The following is a 15,553-nucleotide window of genomic DNA, read 5'->3' as shown; positions in this document are numbered from 1 at the left end:
GCCCCGCACCCCGCTCCGGGAGTGCGGGGCCGCTCGCGGGCGCCGGTGTCAGCGCTGCACGGGGGTCAGTGCTGCGCCGGGATCACGCCGGTGAGCCACTTGAAGATCTCCGGGACCATCGGGCCCCAGACGTCGCTGCTGTGGGCGCCGGTGGTCTCCTGGACGGTGACCGCGGTGGGGAACTTGGCGGCGCTCTTCAGGGCCATCGCGCCCTCGTAGCCGTCGCCCTTGTTGCCGGAGAGGAAGAGGGCGGTCTTCGGCGGGGTGGTGGCGGTCCTGAGGATGTTGAGCGGGTTGGAGATCTCCCGCAGGTGCGGGTCCTTCGCGGTGAGCGAGGCGCTCTCGGAGGCCGGGTCGTTGTAGCCGGAGAGGCTGATGCCCGCGCGGTAGCGGTTCGGGTGCTCCAGGGCGAGCTTGGCGGCGCAGTGGCCGCCGGCCGAGTAGCCGGCCACCGCCCAGCGGTCGGGGGAGGAGTCGACCCGGAAGTTGTCGAGCATCATCTGCGGCACGTCGCGGGAGAGCCAGGTGTCGGCGTTGACCTTGCCGGGCACGTCCGCGCAGCCGGTGTCGGTGGTGTTGCCGAGCAGCAGGGTGCGCGGGGAGATCAGGATGAACGGCGTGACCTGGCCGGAGGCCATCAGCGGCTTGAGCTGCTCGGAGACCTTGAGCGTGCCGTACCAGGTGGAGGAGGAGCCCGGCCAGCCCGGGAGCAGCTCGACCACGGGGAAGGTCTTGTTCTTGTACGCGGGGTCGTCGTACTGCGGCGGGGTCCAGACCAGCACCTCGCCGTCCACGCCGGAGAGCCGCCCCTTGAGCTCGGTGCGCTTGACGTCCTTGGGCACCTTGTTGTCGTCCACCCCGGTGAACTGCTGGATCACCTTGGGCTCGGACTTGGCGTCGTTGCTGCCCTTGCCGCCGGCGGCGGTACCGTCGGCCGGCACCTGCGGCACGGCACGGACGTGGTTGCCGGTGCCGAGCAGGTCGTCCCAGGTGCCGTAGATCAGGTTGGCGTTGTTGACCATGACGAAGACCATGGTCACCGCCGTCAGCTGGGCGAAGAGAATCATGACGAGCCTGGCCAGGAACTGCATGACCTTCGGCCCGCGCACCCGCCCCCAGAGCAGCAGCGCCACTGCGATGGAGACGGGCACCAGGACGACCGTCAGGATGAGGAAGGGGGTGCCTGTCAGTTGCATCAAGTTCTCGTATCCGAGTTGCCGGCCGACCGGGCTCCGCGCGGCCCGGTGCACATTCGTGGGATCAGTCGATTCATCGGATCAGACGGTGGCGAACGATCGATCAGTTGCTTCCGGGCCCCGACGGAGCCTGAGAGGAACATCACGTTTTTCTGAGAATCGGCTGTATTGTCAGCTGCCAGTGTGCCATCCACGCTGCGCCATCCGGTGAACGGCCCCGGTGTTCCGTCAGCGAGTCTCAGCCTCCTCTCACACCGGAGCCCCTGAAACTGGGAGCCATATGACAGCCGATCAGGACGGCGGGGTGGCGAGGGTGCGACGGACGGTGGCGCTGGTGCTGCTGCTGGCGCTGGCGGCCGGGTGCAGCAGCACCGGGGGCCTGCGCGCCGAGCGGGCCCGCGAGAAGGCCTCGGCGGGCGCGGGCACGGCCGTGACGACCCCGCGCTGGCGGGTGGCGATGGTCACCCACGCGGGTGCCGGGGACGCCTTCTGGGACACCGTCCGCAAGGGCGCCGAGCAGGCCGCCGCCAAGGACAACATCACCTTCCTCTACTCCAACGACGCCCAGACCCAGGGCCAGGTGCAGCTGGTCCAGGCCGCGATCGACCAGAAGGTGGACGGCCTGCTGGTCACCCTCGCCAAGGGCGAGGCGATGACCGAGGTGCTCGGCAAGGCCAAGGCGGCGGGCATCCCGGTGATCAGCCTGAACTCGGGCGCCGAGTTCTCGGCCCGGCTCGGCGCGCTCACCCACGTCGGCCAGGACGAGTCCACCGCAGGGCAGGCGGCCGGGACGGCGCTGGCCGGGCGCGGGCGGCACTCGGTGCTCTGCGTGATCCACGAGCAGGGCAACGTCGGCCAGGAGCAGCGCTGCGCGGGCGCGCACAGCACCTTCGCCGGCCCGCTGCAGACGCTGTACGTGACCGGCACCAACCTGCCCGACGCCCGGGCCGCGATCGCCGCCAAGCTGCAGGCCGACCAGGCCGTGGACACCGTGCTCACGCTCAGCGCCCCGCTGGCCGCCACCGCCCTGCAGGCCGTCGCGGACGCCCGCCGCCCGGTGGAGACCGACACCTTCGACCTGGGCACCGACGTGGTGGCCGGCCTCAAGTCCGGCGCGGTCGGCTTCGCCGTCGACCAGCAGCCGTACCTGCAGGGCTACGAGGGCGTCGACCTGCTCTGGCTGTACCGCTCCAACCTCGACATGCTCGGCGGCGGCCACCCCGTGCTCACCGGCCCGCAGGTGCTCACCAAGGCCGACGCCGACCGGCTGGCCGAGTACGTGGCCCGGGGCACCCGATGAGCACGGACCTGCTCGTCCAGGAGCGCAGGCACCGGTGGCGGGCCCGGCCGGAGCTGGGGGCGCTGCTCGCGGCCGCGGCGGTGTTCCTGTTCTTCGCCGTGGTGGCCGACAGCTTCCTGCGGGCCTCCTCGATCGGCACGGTGCTGTACGCCGCCTCCACCATCGGGATCATGGCGGTGCCGGTGGCCCTGCTGATGATCGGCGGGGAGTTCGACCTCTCGGCCGGAGTCCTGGTGACCACCGCCGCGCTGGCCTCGGCGATGGTCTCCTACCAGCTGACCGCCGTGACCTGGGTGGGCGTGCTGGTCTCGCTGCTGGTCGCGCTGGCGATCGGCGCCTTCAACGGGTGGCTGCTCGGCCGCACCCGGCTGCCCAGCTTCATCGTCACGCTCGGCACCTTCCTGATGCTCACCGGCGCCAACCTGGGTGTCACCAAGCTGGTCTCCGGCACGGTGAGCACCAAGCCGATCAGCGACATGCAGGGCTTCGAGTCCTGCCGGCTGCTCTTCGCCTCGGAGGTCACGGTGGGCGGGCTGACGATCAAGGCCACGGTGTGGTGGTGGCTCGGGCTGGTCGCGGTGGGCAGCTGGGTGCTGCTGCGCACCAGCTTCGGCAACTGGGTCTTCGCGGTCGGCGGGGACGCGGCGGCGGCCCGGGCGGTCGGCGTGCCGGTGGCCCGCACCAAGACCTGCCTCTACCTCGGGGTGGCCTTCTGCGCCTGGGTGCTCGGCCAGCACCTGCTGTTCTCCTTCGGCACGGTGCAGTCCGGCGAGGGGGTGGGCAACGAGCTGATCTACATCGTGGCGGCCGTGATCGGCGGCTGCCTGATCACCGGCGGCTACGGCTCGGTGGCCGGTTCGGCGCTCGGCGCGCTGATCTTCGGGATGGCCAGCAAGGGCATCGTCTATGCGGAGTGGGACCCGGACTGGTTCAAGTTCTTCCTCGGCGCGATGCTGCTGCTCGCCGCGCTGCTCAACTCGTACGTCAAGCACCGGGCCGAGCGGGGGCGCTGAGATGCTGCTCGAACTGACGGGGGTCGGGAAGTCGTACGGCTCGGTGCGGGCCCTGGAGGACGTCTCGCTGAGCGTCGAGGCCGGGCGGATCAGCTGTGTGCTGGGCGACAACGGCGCGGGGAAGTCCACCCTGATCAAGATCGTGGCCGGGCTGCACCAGCACGACGAGGGCCGGTACGCGATCCTCGGCGAGGAGGTGCGGCTCGGCTCGCCGCGCGAGGCGCTGGAGCGCGGGATCGCCACCGTCTACCAGGACCTCGCGGTGGTGCCGCTGATGCCGGTCTGGCGGAACTTCTTCCTCGGCGCCGAGCTCGGCCGGTTCCGCCTCGACAGCGCCCGGATGCGGTCGGTCACCCGGGAGGCGCTGGCCCGGATGGGCATCGAGCTGGCCGACGTGGACCAGCCGATCGGCACCCTCTCGGGCGGGCAGCGCCAGTGCGTGGCGATCGCCCGGGCCGTCCACTTCGGCGCGAAGGCGCTGGTCCTGGACGAGCCGACGGCCGCGCTCGGGGTCAAGCAGTCCGGGGTGGTGCTCAAGTACGTGGCGGCGGCCAAGGCGGCCGGGCTCGGCGTGGTGCTGATCACCCACAATCCGCACCACGCATATCTGGTCGGGGACCACTTCACCCTGCTGCGAAGAGGGAGGATGGCCGGTAGCCACCCGCGCGCGGAGATCAGCCTCGAACGGCTGACCACCGAGATGGCGGGCGGCTCCGACCTGGCCGAGCTCTCCCACGAGCTCTCCGGGACCGCGCTGGGCGGCCCGGACGCGCCGGCCGACCCCGAGGAGCGTCCAGACCAGTGACCACGCCGAAGACCACCCCACCGGGGCGCACCACTGCCGCCCTGCCGACCCTGCTCGGCATCGGCCCGCGCGCCGAGCGCCGCCGCCGGGCGCTGCCCGCGAGCCTGCTGCGGCTGCCGACCGTCGGCATCGACATCGGCGGCACCAAGGTGGTGGCCGGGGTGGTGGACGGCGAGGGCAAGGTCCTCGAGAAGCTGCGCACCGACACTCCCGACAAGAGCAAGAGCCCCAAGGTCGTGGAGGACGTGATCGTCGAGCTGGTGCTCCAGCTGGCCGACCGGCACGACGTGCACGCGGTCGGCATTGGCGCGGCCGGCTGGGTGGACGCCGAGCGGTCGAAGGTGCTCTTCTCCCCGCACCTGAACTGGCGCAACGAGCCGCTGGAGGAGGCGCTCAGCCAGCGGCTGCGCTTCCCCGTGGTGGTGGAGAACGACGCCAACGCCGCCGCCTGGGCGGAGTGGCGATTCGGCGCCGGGCGCGGCGAGGACCACATGGTGATGCTCACCCTCGGCACCGGGATCGGCGGGGCCGTGGTCCGGGACGGCTTCGTGGACCGGGGCAAGTACGGGCTGGCCGGGGAGTTCGGCCACATGCAGGTGGTGCCCGGCGGCCACCGCTGCCCCTGCGGCAACCGGGGCTGCTGGGAGCAGTACTCCTCCGGCAACGCCCTGGTCCGGGAGGCCCGCAGCCTGGTCGCCGAGGAGTCGCCGGTGGTCGAGCCGCTGCTCGCCCGGGCGGGCGGCACCATCGAGGGGATCACCGGCCCGCTGGTGACGGAGGCCGCCCGGGCGGGCGACGCGGTGGCGGTCGAACTCCTCTACGACATCGGCACCTGGCTGGGCGTCGGCATCGCCAACCTGGCCGCCGCCCTCGACCCCGGCCGCTTCGTGATCGGCGGCGGGGTCTCGGAGGCGGGTGACCTCCTGATCGGCCCGGCCCAGGAGGCCTACCGCCGCACCCTCTCCGGCCGGGGCTTCCGCCCCGAGGCCCAGATCGTCCACGCGGCCCTCGGCAACGAAGCCGGCCTGGTCGGCGCCGCCGACCTGGCCCGCCAGGTCGCCCGCCGCTTCCGCACCATCAAGCGCCACCGCGTCGAGCGGGGCTGAGCCCGGCCTCCCGTGTGCATTCCCCGTTCGGATGAATGATCAATGCTCGGCTTCTGATGCGGTGCTGATCGATGATAAAAATTCCCTGCGCGCTCGAATTGAGCGGCTGATTAATATCATGATCGTGCACGAATCGCACGTGTTGCTTCGAGAACGGATTCATTCTCATGGCATTCGCCCTCCGCAAGACGATCACCCTCGCGGCCCTGGTGCTGACGGCCTCCTTCCTCCCGGCCGGCAGCGCCTCGGCCGCGCCGGCGCTGCACCCGGGTGTCTACTGCCTCGCCAACGCCTGGGGCACGCCGGACGTCGGCACCAAGCCGTGCGACGCCAACGACCAGGGTCAGCACTGGGCCGTCATGGGGGACCAGATCGCCCTGGCCCAGGCCCGGGCCTACTGCCTCGCGAACCCGTGGGGCTCGCAGACCGTCACCACCAAGGGCTGCGACGGCCGTGACCCCGGCCAGTACTGGAGCGTCTCGGGCGACAAGATCTTCCTCACCAACGCCCCGGCCTACTGTCTCGCCAACGCCTACGGCACGCCGAACGTCGGCACCAAGCCGTGCGACGTGAACGACCCGGGCCAGCACTGGGACGTCTTCGGCGACCAGATCAGCCTCGCGTACGCGGGATGATCCCCACCTGCTGCCCGAGGCCGGCCCGACCGGCCCCGGGCAACGGGCTGTCCGGTGGATATGGAATTGAGCGGCGCGGTGAATTACTTTTCAGGGCCCCGGGAAATTGCCGATGTGAATTCAGGTGTGCGATTGGTGTCATGTGTGCGAACTTCGGCGGGTGATTGACGGCGGGGAGCTCTGTCCGGGCTATGCCTGATTGAAGGCGCCGAGGTCGGTAGGGGCGCGGGTCGGCGGTGAAGCGCTGGGGCCGATCAGGGTGACGGCCTCGGCGTGGTCGGACGGGAGGCGGGAGAGGACTGTCGACAGGTCGATCGTGTCCAACGGCACCGTGCGGGTGATCACGCGTCGAAGCGATCGGTGAAGGGGCGGTCCGGGCAGGTGTGGCACTCGAAGAGGTAGACGCCGCCGTAGTCGCCGAGGCGGAGGCGGGGGCCCTCGATGTGGCTGGTGCCGTCCTCGTACGGGGTCCATATGTGGTCGCTGTCGTGCTCTTCGCCGCTCTCGATGGTGAGCAGGTGTTGCATCGGGGTGCGGCAGCCGCGGCAGACCGGCCACTGCGGGTCCCGGCACCAGCCGGGGTAGCCACCTAGTTTGATGCCCGGGGCGGTGGAGAGGTGGTCCTGGTACTCCCAGCCCCGCTCGTGGTGGATCTGCTCCATGCGGGGCATCAGGGAGTCGAACAACTCCTGTGGCAGGTCCCAACTCGGGTACTCGGTCACCTGTTCCGGGTGCACGACACACGGCCGGGGCACCCGGCCGCCCACAGCGTCCACCGGGGGTGGCGGGGTCGGCCGGACCGCGCCGACGGCGGCGGACGAACGCCAGCGCAGGAGCGGGACGACCCATCGGCCGTCGTGCCGGCGCGGGCACCAGAGGAGCTGGAGCAGGTCGCAGCCGTCAGAGAAGGGCACGACCGCGGGCACGTCGGCCCGGAAGACCTGGACGACGGGGACGAGGGGGGAGCCCGGGTGGTCCTCGCAGGCCGGCCATGGTTCGGCGGCCGGCCAGAGGAGGGGGCCGCCCACCGAGCTTTCGTGGCAGGTGGGCCGGCCCGCGCGCGGGTGGAGGCGGACGGCCTCGCGGCGCAGCGGCGCGACTTCGGGGAAGAGCGCCTCGACGTCCAGCGGTCGGGGCGGGGTTCGGCGGGACACGTCCGGAGCGTACCCGGTGGGTCCGTACCGGCGGGTAGTGGCCTGAAGCAGTTGGTCCGGGTTGTTGTGGTTGCAACAAAAGGTGTGTAGGAACGGGGAGTTGGCTTCAGTGGTGGGGAGATCCGGACAGGAGGCCCGATGAGGACAGTGGTTCGGCTGGTGCCGGCGGTGGTGTTGGCCGCCGCGTTGGTGGGATCGGTGGTGGCGCCCGCGCAGGCCGAGGTGCCGACGCCGAAGAGTCCGGAGGCGGTGGGGTACGGCGGGGCGGTGGCGAGCGTGGACGCCGATGCCACGGCGGCCGGGATCGCGGTGCTGCGCAAGGGCGGGAATGCAGTGGACGCGGCGATCGCGGTGGCCGCGGCACTCGGGGTGACCGAGCCGTACTCGTCGGGCATCGGCGGCGGCGGGTACTTCGTGCACTACGACGCCCGGACGGGCAAGGTGGAGACGCTGGACGGCCGGGAGACGGCGTCCCGGACCGCCGACCAGTCGCTGTTCCTGGAGAACGGCCAGCCGCTGGCCTTCGCCGACGCGGTGACCAGCGGTCGCTCGGTCGGGGTGCCCGGCACGGCGGCGGTGTGGGACAAGGCGCTGCGCCTGTGGGGCACCCGGGACTTGAGGGAGGTGCTGAAGCCGGCCGAGAAGATCGCCGAGCAGGGTTTCGTGGTCGACCAGACCTTCCATGACCAGACCGCCCTCAACCAGGCCCGGTTCAAGGACTTCCCGGCCACCAGGGAGCTCTTCCTGCCCGGTGGCCAACTCCCGGTGGTCGGCAGCCGGTTGCGCAACCCGGACTTGGCGGCGACCTACCGGGAGCTCGGCCGAAACGGCGTCCAGGCCTTCTACCACGGCAAGTTGGCGGCGGACGTCGCCAACACCATCGCGCACCCGCCGGTCGACCCCGCCTCGGGCCGCAACGCCCGGCCGGGCAAGGTGGACACCACCGACCTCGCGGCCTACCGGGTCAAGGAGCAGGCGCCGACCCATGTGAAGTACCGAGGCGACGATGTCTACAGCATCGCGCCGTCCTCTTCGGGCGGCACCACCGGCGGTGAGGCGCTGGGCATCCTCGGGCGGTTCGACCTCGCCTCGATGAGCCAGGCCGAGTACCTGCACCACTTCCTGGAGGCCACCCGGCTGGCCTTCGCCGACCGCAACCGCTGGGTCGGCGACCCGTCCCAGGTGGAGGTGCCGACCAAGCAGCTGCTCTCCCCGGCCTTCGCGGCCGACCGGGCCTGCCTGATCGACCCGGCGCACGCGGCCCCCGGCCCGGTCGCCCCCGGCGACCCGTACCACCCGACCGCCTGCGGCTCGACCGGCAAGGCCGTGCCGGAGGGCTACGAGGGGCCGAACACCACGCACCTGACGGTGGCCGACCGCTGGGGCAACGTGGTCTCGTACACCCTGACCATCGAGCAGACCGGCGGCAGCGGCATCACGGTGCCGGGCCGGGGCTTCCTGCTCAACAACGAGCTGACCGACTTCTCGTTCACCCCGCTGGTGCCCGGCGTGCCGGACCCGAACCTGCCCGGGCCCGGCAAGCGGCCGCGCTCCTCGATCTCGCCGACCATCGTGCTCAGGGACGGCAAGCCGTTCATGGCGGCCGGTTCGCCGGGCGGCGCGACGATCATCACCACCACGCTGCAGGTGCTGCTCGGCCGGATCGACCGGGGGCTGACGCTCGAGCAGGCCATCGCGGCGCCCCGGGCCAGCCAGCGCAACGCCGCCGTGTCGGGTGCCGAGCCCGCATTCCTGGCGGGGCCGGACCGGGCGGGGCTGGAGGCGCTCGGGCAGAAGTTCTCGGACGCGGGTGAGATCGGCGCCGCGACCGGGGTCGAGCGGCTGCCGGACGGGCGGTGGGTGGCGGCCGCCGAGCCGGTCCGCCGGGGCGGCGGTTCGGCGGCGGTGGTCCGGCCGAGCCGGTGACCCGGGCGGGGATCGGGGCACGGCGGGCGCAACAGCGTGCTGTGGTGGGAGGTTGGCCGCGCAGTTCCCCGCGCCCTGGTGGTTGACGTCTGCTGTCAGTTGCGGGCGGTATGTTCGGGGTGGGCAGCCTGCTGGGCCGCCCGCCCCGTCCGTACCGCTGTGGGAAGGCCGTCCGTCGTGACCATCCGCGTCGCCACCTGGAACATCAACTCCGTCACCGCCCGGCTGCCGAAGCTGCTGGAGTGGCTGGCCGGCGCGCAGCCGGACGTGCTCTGCCTGCAGGAGCTGAAGTGCGCGTCGGACGCCTTCCCGTACGAGGCGGTGCAGGAGCTCGGCTACGAGACGGCCGCGTACGGCACCGGGCGGTGGAACGGCGTGGCGATCCTCTCCAAGCTCGGCCTGGACGACGTGGTGCGGGACGTCCCCGGCCAGCCCGGCTTCCTGGCCGACGGCGCGCTGCTGCCCGAGACCGAGCCGCGGGCGATCGCGGCCACCTGCGGTCCGGTCCGGGTCTGGTCGGTGTACGTGCCGAACGGGCGCGAGGTGGGCCACGCGCACTACCAGTACAAGCTGGAGTGGCTGGAGGCGCTGCGGGCCGCCGTGGTGGAGGACGCGGCGGGCGAGCGGCCGTTCGCCGTGCTCGGTGACTTCAACGTGGCCCCGACCGACGAGGACCTCTACGACCCGGCCGTCTTCGCCGGGCAGACGCACGTGACGGACTTGGAGCGGGCCGCCCTGACGGCGCTGCGCGAGACGGGCCTGACCGATGTGATGCCGCGCGCCCTGAAGTACGACCGGCCGTACACCTTCTGGGACTACCGCGCGCTCGGCTTCCCGAAGAACCTCGGCATCCGGATCGACCTCACCTACGCCAACAAGCCGTTCGCCGACGCCGTCACCGACAGCTACGTCGACCGCGAGGCCCGCAAGGGCAAGGGCACCTCGGACCACGCCCCGGTCGTGGTCGACCTCGACCTGGGGTAACAGCTCGAACGGGTGTCGAACGGTGGCCGGGTCCGGCCGGGGTGCCTAGCGTGAGCAGGTGACAGGGTGTAGCCGTCCGCTCACGGGACGACGAGCGTCCCCCCGGCCGCGCCCGCCAATCTGGAGGTGGGCCATGGGCCTCACGCGGATGGCCATCGCCGGCCTCGTCGGCGCAGGGACTCTGGTCGGAGCCCCGTTGCTCGGCTTCGCCAACGGCGCGGCGAGCACGAACACCCCGGCGAAGGGGCGGGAACCGGCCTGGGTCAGCCCGTCCGAGGCCGTGCCGGGGCAGAGCGTGACGGTGAGCGTGACCTGCGAGACCAGCACGGTGCGGACCGTCACCGTCAACTCGCAGGCCTTCTCCACCGGCTCGGCCACCCTCTCCGGTGGTGCGGACGGCAAGTACAGCGGCACCGCGAGGCTGGCCTCCAAGGAGGAGTTCGTTGCCTTGGGGCCGGACAAGTCGGGCAAGGGCTCCAGCTGGGGCATCGACGGCAGCTGCCCGAACGGCGACGCCTTCACCGGGGCGGTCGCGGTGGCGCTGGGTGAGAGCGGGAAGGCCGGCGGCGGCTCCAGCACCCCCTGGAGCCCCGCCGAAAGCCCGGGCTCGGGAGCCGGCTCCGGCTCGTCCAGCGGGAGCTGGGAGGGCGAGAAGAGCCCGCACGGCGCCGTGCACACCGGCCTGGGCGGCTCGGTCGGCGCCTCCGACGGCCGGCTGGCCGCGGGCGGGGCACTGGTCGCCGCCGGGGCCGGCGGGGTCTGGCTGCTGCGGCGGCGCGGCGGCAACGAGAGCGGCGGGGCTCAGACCTGAGCCCCGCCGCTCCCGTACCGCGGCACCTCAGTGCCGCACCGCCTCAGCGCCCCGTGGCGACGGCCGGGGCGCTGAGCCGTGCGTGGGGCTCGGCGCGCTCGGCCTGGTGCTTGAGGGTGCCGGTGGCCAGCAGGTACTGGCCGACGATGTAGGTGGCCATGATCCAGAACTCGTGGCCCGGCAGGGCCTTCCACTTGGCCAGCCGGGTGGCGATCAGGGTGTCCGAGAGCAGGAAGAGCCCGCCGCCCAGGCCCGTCCGCCAGTTGATCCCGGCCGAGGTGACGGCGGTGGAGGCGAGCAGCAGGCTGTAGAGCGCGACCGGCAGCTTGAGGTCGCCGAGGTCCGGCCAGAGCTCGGTGATCAGCACGGCCCAGGCAGCGGCGTAGGCGGCGGCGATCACGGCGCTGCGCCGGCGGTCGGTGAGCGCGCCACGCTGGGCGAACATCGTCACGTAGCAGACGTGGGCGGCCGCGAAGGAGCCCATGCCGGCCAGGAAGGCCGCATCGTCGTCGAACTGCAGGGCGACGTCCCCGCCGGCACTGAGCAGTAGGGCCGGGGCGAGCAGCTTGGGGGCCTCCTCGGTGCCGGCCAGGCTGTGCGCGGCGAGCAGCGGCATCAGGGCGGGCTTGGTGGCGTGCCGCAGCGTGTTCACCCCCGTGACGATCGCGCCGAGGTGGGCGGCCGAGGCGGCGGCGTAGCCGGAGAGCAGGCCGCTGGCGCTGCGCAGGCGTCGGGTGATGGTCATGCGGGGGTGCCCTCCGGGCGGTCGGCGGGGCCGGGCTGCCGGCCCGGGCCCTCGGTGAGGTGGCGCAGCTTGTCGCCCCAGGTGGGGCGGGTTCGGCATGACGGTGACCCTAGGGGACGGTCCCGGGCCGGGGGAAGGGGTTGTTACCCGCGCGTAGCCGGGGGGTGGTCAGGGGGTCGGCGGCGGCGGAGCCGGGTGGGGAGGTGCCACGGGCGGGCGGGGGCAGCGCCTATTCTGGTGGACGACATGGAGCAGCACGAGTACGCGACCGTCCCCGGGGTGGGGCTGGGGAGCGCGGCAGGCGGGCGCGGGGCGGGGGCGGGGCAGCTCTCCGCCGCCGTGCGGGCCGACGTACGCGCTTGCGGCCGGCTGGCCGAGCGGCTGGCGGCTGCTGACGCCGCGACGGCGGACGAGCTCTTCGCCGCGGCCTTCGGGCTGTACGGCGCGCGGCACCTGGGCGGTACGGCCGGGGCCGAGGCGGCCGGGGTGAGTTGGTGGCACGGGCCGACGGTACGGGTGCCCGGGCCGCGCCGCGCCGGGCGCGGCGCGCGGCGGGCCGGGCGGGCCGCCGGGGCCGAGCTGGTGCTCGCCGCGCCGACGGGCGGCCGTGGCCGCCACCGCAAGCCCGAACAGGCCCCCGCCTCGACCCCGCACGCGGTGGCGGTCGAACGCCGCACCGCCGCCCGGCTGCTGGTGGCGCATCCGCTGGTGACGGCGGCCGGGCCGCACGGCGCGGGCCTGCAGCTGATCCGCCGTCACGCCGACTGGCTGGCGGAGCGTTTTTTGGCGGTGCTCGGCTACCCGCTGACGGTCGGTGACAGCTTCGCCCGGCTGCACAAGGCGGGGCTGCCGGGCCGGGGGCTGCCCGGATTCGGCCCGGCGGAGTACGCGGCGCTGGTGCGGGCGCTCGCGGAGTTCGCGGCGGGCGGGGCGGCGGAGGTCGAGCAGCCGCTGGTGCGTCAGCAGCTGGCCGAGTGGCGGGTGCTGACGGAGCAGGGCGCCGACCCCGAGCTGGCCCGGGCGCTCGGGCCGCTGGGCGCGCCGGTGGCCCAGACGCCCGCGCTGGCGGTGCGGCGGCGGCTGGCGGAGACGCCGGTGGTGCTGCAGGACGAACTGACCGCCCCCGAGCGGTCCTGGCTGCTCGGCCGGGAGGCGGGGGAGGCGGCGCTGTTCGCCGACTTCCTCGGCCTGGAGGCGGAGATCCGGGCCGAGGGGCTGGCCCTGCTCGACCCGGCCGGCGAGCTGACGGACCTGGCCGCCCCCGCCGAGGGCGGGACACTGGCGCAGGCCGCGCTGCTGCTGGTCGAGCGGCTGGTGGAGGAGCTGCGGCCGCTGCCCGAGGAGGCGGCGCCGCCCGCCGTGCTGATCCCCGATGCGCTGATAGACGGGGCGCTGGGCGATGTCACGGACGAGTACGGCGCCGGCTGGAGCCGGGACTACCTGGCGGACCTGGCCGGGTTCCGGCGGGACGCGCTGGAGCTGCTCCGGCGGATGGATCTGATCGCCCCGGCCGGCCGGGCCTGGGTGCTGCGCGCCCCGGCGGCCCGGTACGCCTCGCCGCTGGAGGTCGACTCCGGCCCGGGGCCCGGGCGCCACTCGCGGCGGGAAGTGCCGATCGGCTGAGCCCGGCCTCAGCAGCGCGGGGTCATCTGCTGGCCACGACGGAGTTGGCGTTGCCGACCGTCTCCACGGTGGCGGCGACGCCGAGGGAGCCGAGCGCGATGGAGGCGGCGACCGCGGCGCAGGCGAGCACGCGGCGGTGGCGCTGGGGGAGCGGAAAGCGCTCCGGGGGTGCGGCCGGTGGGGCCGCGTCGAGTCGGGCGTTCATGTCAGAGAGCATTCCAGGGGGGCGTTAAACGATGACTACGCGTGGGTGAAGTCTCGGCGGGGGCTGGGCGTCGGGACATCGGTGCAGGTCGTAGGGGTGGTGACGGGGTTGACCGGGCGGCGTGGGCGGCCGGCCCGGGCGGAGTGTGTCAGGTCGGGCCGCAGCAGCCGGGGTGGGCGGGCCGCCAGGAGCTGCTGGGGCATGCCGTACCGCTGGGTGGGGGCCGTCCGTCAGCATGCCACCTGTCTGACTTTCTGTAATGCGAAATTGCTGTCCGTAGTCATGGCTGCGAGGCCCGCTCGGTCAGCGCTGGCACGGGAGTTGCCGCTCGGGCCGGCCCGGCGGAATCACTCGGACGGAGGAGTCCGACCGCGTCGCTGGTCGGCCATCGCCTCGCCGACGGCCGCCCGGACGGCGTCCCGCAGCCCGTGCGCCGCGTGCAGGCGGGAGGGCCCGGCCGCCGGGTCGGTGCGCAGTTCGCGCACCAGGGCGAGGCAGAGCAGCAGCATCACCACGACGAAGGGCAGCGCGACCAGGATGGTGGCGTTCTGCAGCGCCGTCAGCCCGCCGGCCAGCAGCAGCGCGGCCGCCACCCCGCCCATCAGCACGCCCCAGACCACCACCAGCCAGGTGCGCGGGTGCAGCGAGCCGCCGCTGGAGAGTGAGCCGAGCACCAGCGAGGCGGAGTCGGCGCTGGTGATGAAGAAGGTCATCACCAGGAGCACCGCGACCACGCTGGTGACTCCGCCCAGCGGCAGTGACCTGAGCATCGAGAAGAGCGAGGCCTCGGCCCCCTGCGGGATGGTGCCGACCAGGTCGGCGGAGCCGGTGGCGTCCAGCCGGATCGCGGTGCCGCCCATGACGCAGAACCAGATCACCGTGGCCCCGCTGGGCACCAGCAGCACGCCGAGCAGGAACTGCCGGACGGTGCGGCCGCGCGAGATCCGGGCGATGAAGGTGCCGACGAAGGGTGCCCAGGAGAGCCACCAGGCCCAGTAGAAGATCGTCCAGGAGCCGAGCCACTTCTCGTCCGTGAAGGCCCCGGTCTGGCTGGCCATGGTGGTCAGGTCCGTCAGGTAGCCGCCGACGGTGGAGGGGATGGCGTCAAGCACGTAGACCGAGGGGCCGAAGACGAAGACGAAGAGCATGATCACGCAGGCCAGCACCACGTTGGCGGTGGAGAGCCACTTGACGCCCTTGTGCACCCCGGAGAAGGCCGAGAGCACGAAGGCGGCGGTCAGCGAGCCGATGATGACCAGCTGGACGTTCTGGGTCGAGCGGATCGAGGTGATGAAGCCGAGCCCGTCCGCCACCTGTAGCGCGCCCAGGCCCAGGCTGGTGGCCGAGCCGAAGACGGTGGCGAAGACGGCCAGCAGGTCGATCGCCTTGCCGGGCCGGCCGTTGGCCCCGCGCTCGCCGATCAGCGGTACGAACGCGGCGCTGATCCGGTTGCCCCGGCCCTTGCGGAAGGTGGTGTACGCGAGGGCCAGGCCGCCCACGGCGTAGATCGCCCAGGGGTGCAGCGTCCAGTGGAAGAGCGAGAACTCCAGCGCCTGCTGGGCGGCGGCCGCCGTCTGCGGGTCGAGCCCGGAGCCGGGCTGCGGGGCGGCGTACAGCTGGAGCGGCTCGCCGACGCCGTAGAACATCAGGCCGATGCCCATGCCAGCGCTGAACATCATGGCGATCCAGGCCAGGGTGGAGAATTCCGGCTCCTCGTCGTCCCGGCCGAGCCGGATCCGGCCGAAGCGGCTGAGGGCGAGGAGCACGGTGAGCACCAGGAAGACGTCGGCGGCGACCACGAAGAGCCAGCCGAAGTTGTGCAGCACCCAGCCGAGCGCGTTGCCGGAGGTGCGCCCCAGCGACTCCTTGGCGAAGACGCCCCAGGCGACCACCCCGAGCACCAGCACGGCGCTGACCCCGAAGACCACCCGGTCGGTGGGCAGGGTCGCGTGCGGGTCTTCCGGCGGCGCTGCGGCCGGGGCGGCGGGCTGGCTGCTCAACGGGGCTCCAGACTCTGACGGCCCGCCGGACGGGCGCTGACGACATAGAG

General features: G+C 72.9%; 15 protein-coding genes. 9 read left to right on the top strand and 6 right to left on the bottom strand.

Translation table 11 applies throughout. The features are described 5' to 3' along the window. Positions 1-65: 65 nt before the first annotated feature. Entirely contained in the window at positions 66-1,196 is a 1,131-nt protein-coding gene (locus tag ABT095_RS21140; RefSeq protein WP_350530992.1) for an alpha/beta hydrolase, read from the bottom strand. A 304-nt stretch (positions 1,197-1,500) separates the two neighbouring features. On the opposite strand from ABT095_RS21140, the gene ABT095_RS21135 reads away from it, so the two are divergent. The 5 genes from ABT095_RS21135 to ABT095_RS21115 all read left to right on the top strand — a co-directional run bounded on the left by ABT095_RS21135 (position 1,501) and on the right by ABT095_RS21115 (position 6,055). After that, the gene (locus ABT095_RS21135) at positions 1,501-2,496 is read left to right on the top strand and encodes a substrate-binding domain-containing protein (protein WP_502884950.1); all 996 of its coding nucleotides are present in this window, start codon (positions 1,501-1,503) and stop codon (positions 2,494-2,496) included. Then, positions 2,493-3,509, top strand: coding sequence for an ABC transporter permease (locus ABT095_RS21130; protein ID WP_350530990.1), 1,017 nt, complete (start codon positions 2,493-2,495; stop codon positions 3,507-3,509). The genes ABT095_RS21135 and ABT095_RS21130 overlap by 4 nt, the downstream gene beginning before the upstream one ends. A gap of 1 nt (position 3,510) precedes the next feature. Further along, positions 3,511-4,314 (top strand): ATP-binding cassette domain-containing protein, encoded by an 804-nt coding sequence (locus ABT095_RS21125; protein WP_350530989.1) that lies wholly within the window; start codon positions 3,511-3,513, stop codon positions 4,312-4,314. Between the two features lie 50 nt (positions 4,315-4,364). Then, on the top strand, positions 4,365-5,420 hold the full coding sequence (locus ABT095_RS21120) for an ROK family glucokinase (protein ID WP_350531061.1): 1,056 nt from the start codon (positions 4,365-4,367) through the stop codon (positions 5,418-5,420). Between the two features lie 167 nt (positions 5,421-5,587). After that, on the top strand, positions 5,588-6,055 hold the full coding sequence (locus ABT095_RS21115; RefSeq protein WP_350530988.1) for a ricin-type beta-trefoil lectin domain protein: 468 nt from the start codon (positions 5,588-5,590) through the stop codon (positions 6,053-6,055). Positions 6,056-6,244: 189 nt separating this feature from the next. Here ABT095_RS21115 and ABT095_RS21110 read toward each other — a convergent pair whose 3' ends face one another. Continuing rightward, on the bottom strand, positions 6,245-6,400 hold the full coding sequence (locus ABT095_RS21110) for a hypothetical protein (RefSeq protein ID WP_350530987.1): 156 nt from the start codon (positions 6,398-6,400) through the stop codon (positions 6,245-6,247). Beyond that, complete coding sequence (locus ABT095_RS21105; RefSeq protein WP_350530986.1) at positions 6,397-7,209, bottom strand: DUF1963 domain-containing protein; 813 nt, start codon at positions 7,207-7,209, stop codon at positions 6,397-6,399. Before ABT095_RS21105 ends, ABT095_RS21110 begins: the two co-directional genes overlap by 4 nt. Before the next feature lie 138 nt (positions 7,210-7,347). Here ABT095_RS21105 and ggt point away from each other — a divergent pair, with 138 nt between their 5' ends. The 3 genes from ggt (at position 7,348) to ABT095_RS21090 (ending at position 10,930) form a co-directional block, all read left to right on the top strand. Then, positions 7,348-9,135: a gamma-glutamyltransferase gene (gene ggt / locus ABT095_RS21100; protein ID WP_350530985.1), complete on the top strand. Its 1,788-nt coding sequence runs from the start codon at positions 7,348-7,350 to the stop codon at positions 9,133-9,135. Positions 9,136-9,318: 183 nt separating this feature from the next. After that, positions 9,319-10,119: an exodeoxyribonuclease III gene (locus ABT095_RS21095; RefSeq protein WP_350531060.1), complete on the top strand. Its 801-nt coding sequence runs from the start codon at positions 9,319-9,321 to the stop codon at positions 10,117-10,119. A 133-nt stretch (positions 10,120-10,252) separates the two neighbouring features. Next, positions 10,253-10,930, top strand: a complete 678-nt coding sequence (locus tag ABT095_RS21090) for a hypothetical protein (protein ID WP_350530984.1) — start codon at positions 10,253-10,255, stop codon at positions 10,928-10,930. A gap of 43 nt (positions 10,931-10,973) precedes the next feature. Here ABT095_RS21090 and ABT095_RS21085 read toward each other — a convergent pair whose 3' ends face one another. Next, the gene (locus ABT095_RS21085) at positions 10,974-11,675 is read right to left on the bottom strand and encodes a lysoplasmalogenase (protein ID WP_350530983.1); all 702 of its coding nucleotides are present in this window, start codon (positions 11,673-11,675) and stop codon (positions 10,974-10,976) included. A gap of 246 nt (positions 11,676-11,921) precedes the next feature. On the opposite strand from ABT095_RS21085, the gene ABT095_RS21080 reads away from it, so the two are divergent. Further along, entirely contained in the window at positions 11,922-13,298 is a 1,377-nt protein-coding gene (locus ABT095_RS21080) for a DUF2398 family protein (protein ID WP_350530982.1), read from the top strand. 22 nt (positions 13,299-13,320) lie between these two features. On the opposite strand, the gene ABT095_RS21075 is transcribed toward ABT095_RS21080, so the two are convergent. Continuing rightward, positions 13,321-13,503: a hypothetical protein gene (locus ABT095_RS21075; RefSeq protein WP_350530981.1), complete on the bottom strand. Its 183-nt coding sequence runs from the start codon at positions 13,501-13,503 to the stop codon at positions 13,321-13,323. A gap of 347 nt (positions 13,504-13,850) precedes the next feature. After that, positions 13,851-15,503, bottom strand: coding sequence for a BCCT family transporter (locus ABT095_RS21070; protein WP_502884944.1), 1,653 nt, complete (start codon positions 15,501-15,503; stop codon positions 13,851-13,853). Between the last annotated feature and the right edge of the window lie 50 nt (positions 15,504-15,553).

Origin of the sequence: Kitasatospora sp. NPDC002227, assembly GCF_040296285.1 — a bacterium.
In the GTDB taxonomy this organism is placed as follows: Bacteria; Actinomycetota; Actinomycetes; order Streptomycetales; family Streptomycetaceae; genus Kitasatospora.
The sequence above is the reverse complement of the archived record's forward strand: the minus strand, read 5'-3'. Positions and strand labels throughout refer to the sequence as shown.

Coding starts and splice junctions, on each gene's coding strand:
- ABT095_RS21140 (WP_350530992.1), bottom strand. CDS start 1,196: ATGCAACTGACAGGCACCCCCTTCCTCATCCTGACGGTCGTCCTGGTG.
- ABT095_RS21130 (WP_350530990.1), top strand. CDS start 2,493: ATGAGCACGGACCTGCTCGTCCAGGAGCGCAGGCACCGGTGGCGGGCC.
- ABT095_RS21125 (WP_350530989.1), top strand. CDS start 3,511: ATGCTGCTCGAACTGACGGGGGTCGGGAAGTCGTACGGCTCGGTGCGG.
- ABT095_RS21115 (WP_350530988.1), top strand. CDS start 5,588: ATGGCATTCGCCCTCCGCAAGACGATCACCCTCGCGGCCCTGGTGCTG.
- ggt (WP_350530985.1), top strand. CDS start 7,348: ATGAGGACAGTGGTTCGGCTGGTGCCGGCGGTGGTGTTGGCCGCCGCG.
- ABT095_RS21090 (WP_350530984.1), top strand. CDS start 10,253: ATGGGCCTCACGCGGATGGCCATCGCCGGCCTCGTCGGCGCAGGGACT.
- ABT095_RS21085 (WP_350530983.1), bottom strand. CDS start 11,675: ATGACCATCACCCGACGCCTGCGCAGCGCCAGCGGCCTGCTCTCCGGC.
- ABT095_RS21080 (WP_350530982.1), top strand. CDS start 11,922: ATGGAGCAGCACGAGTACGCGACCGTCCCCGGGGTGGGGCTGGGGAGC.
- ABT095_RS21075 (WP_350530981.1), bottom strand. CDS start 13,503: ATGAACGCCCGACTCGACGCGGCCCCACCGGCCGCACCCCCGGAGCGC.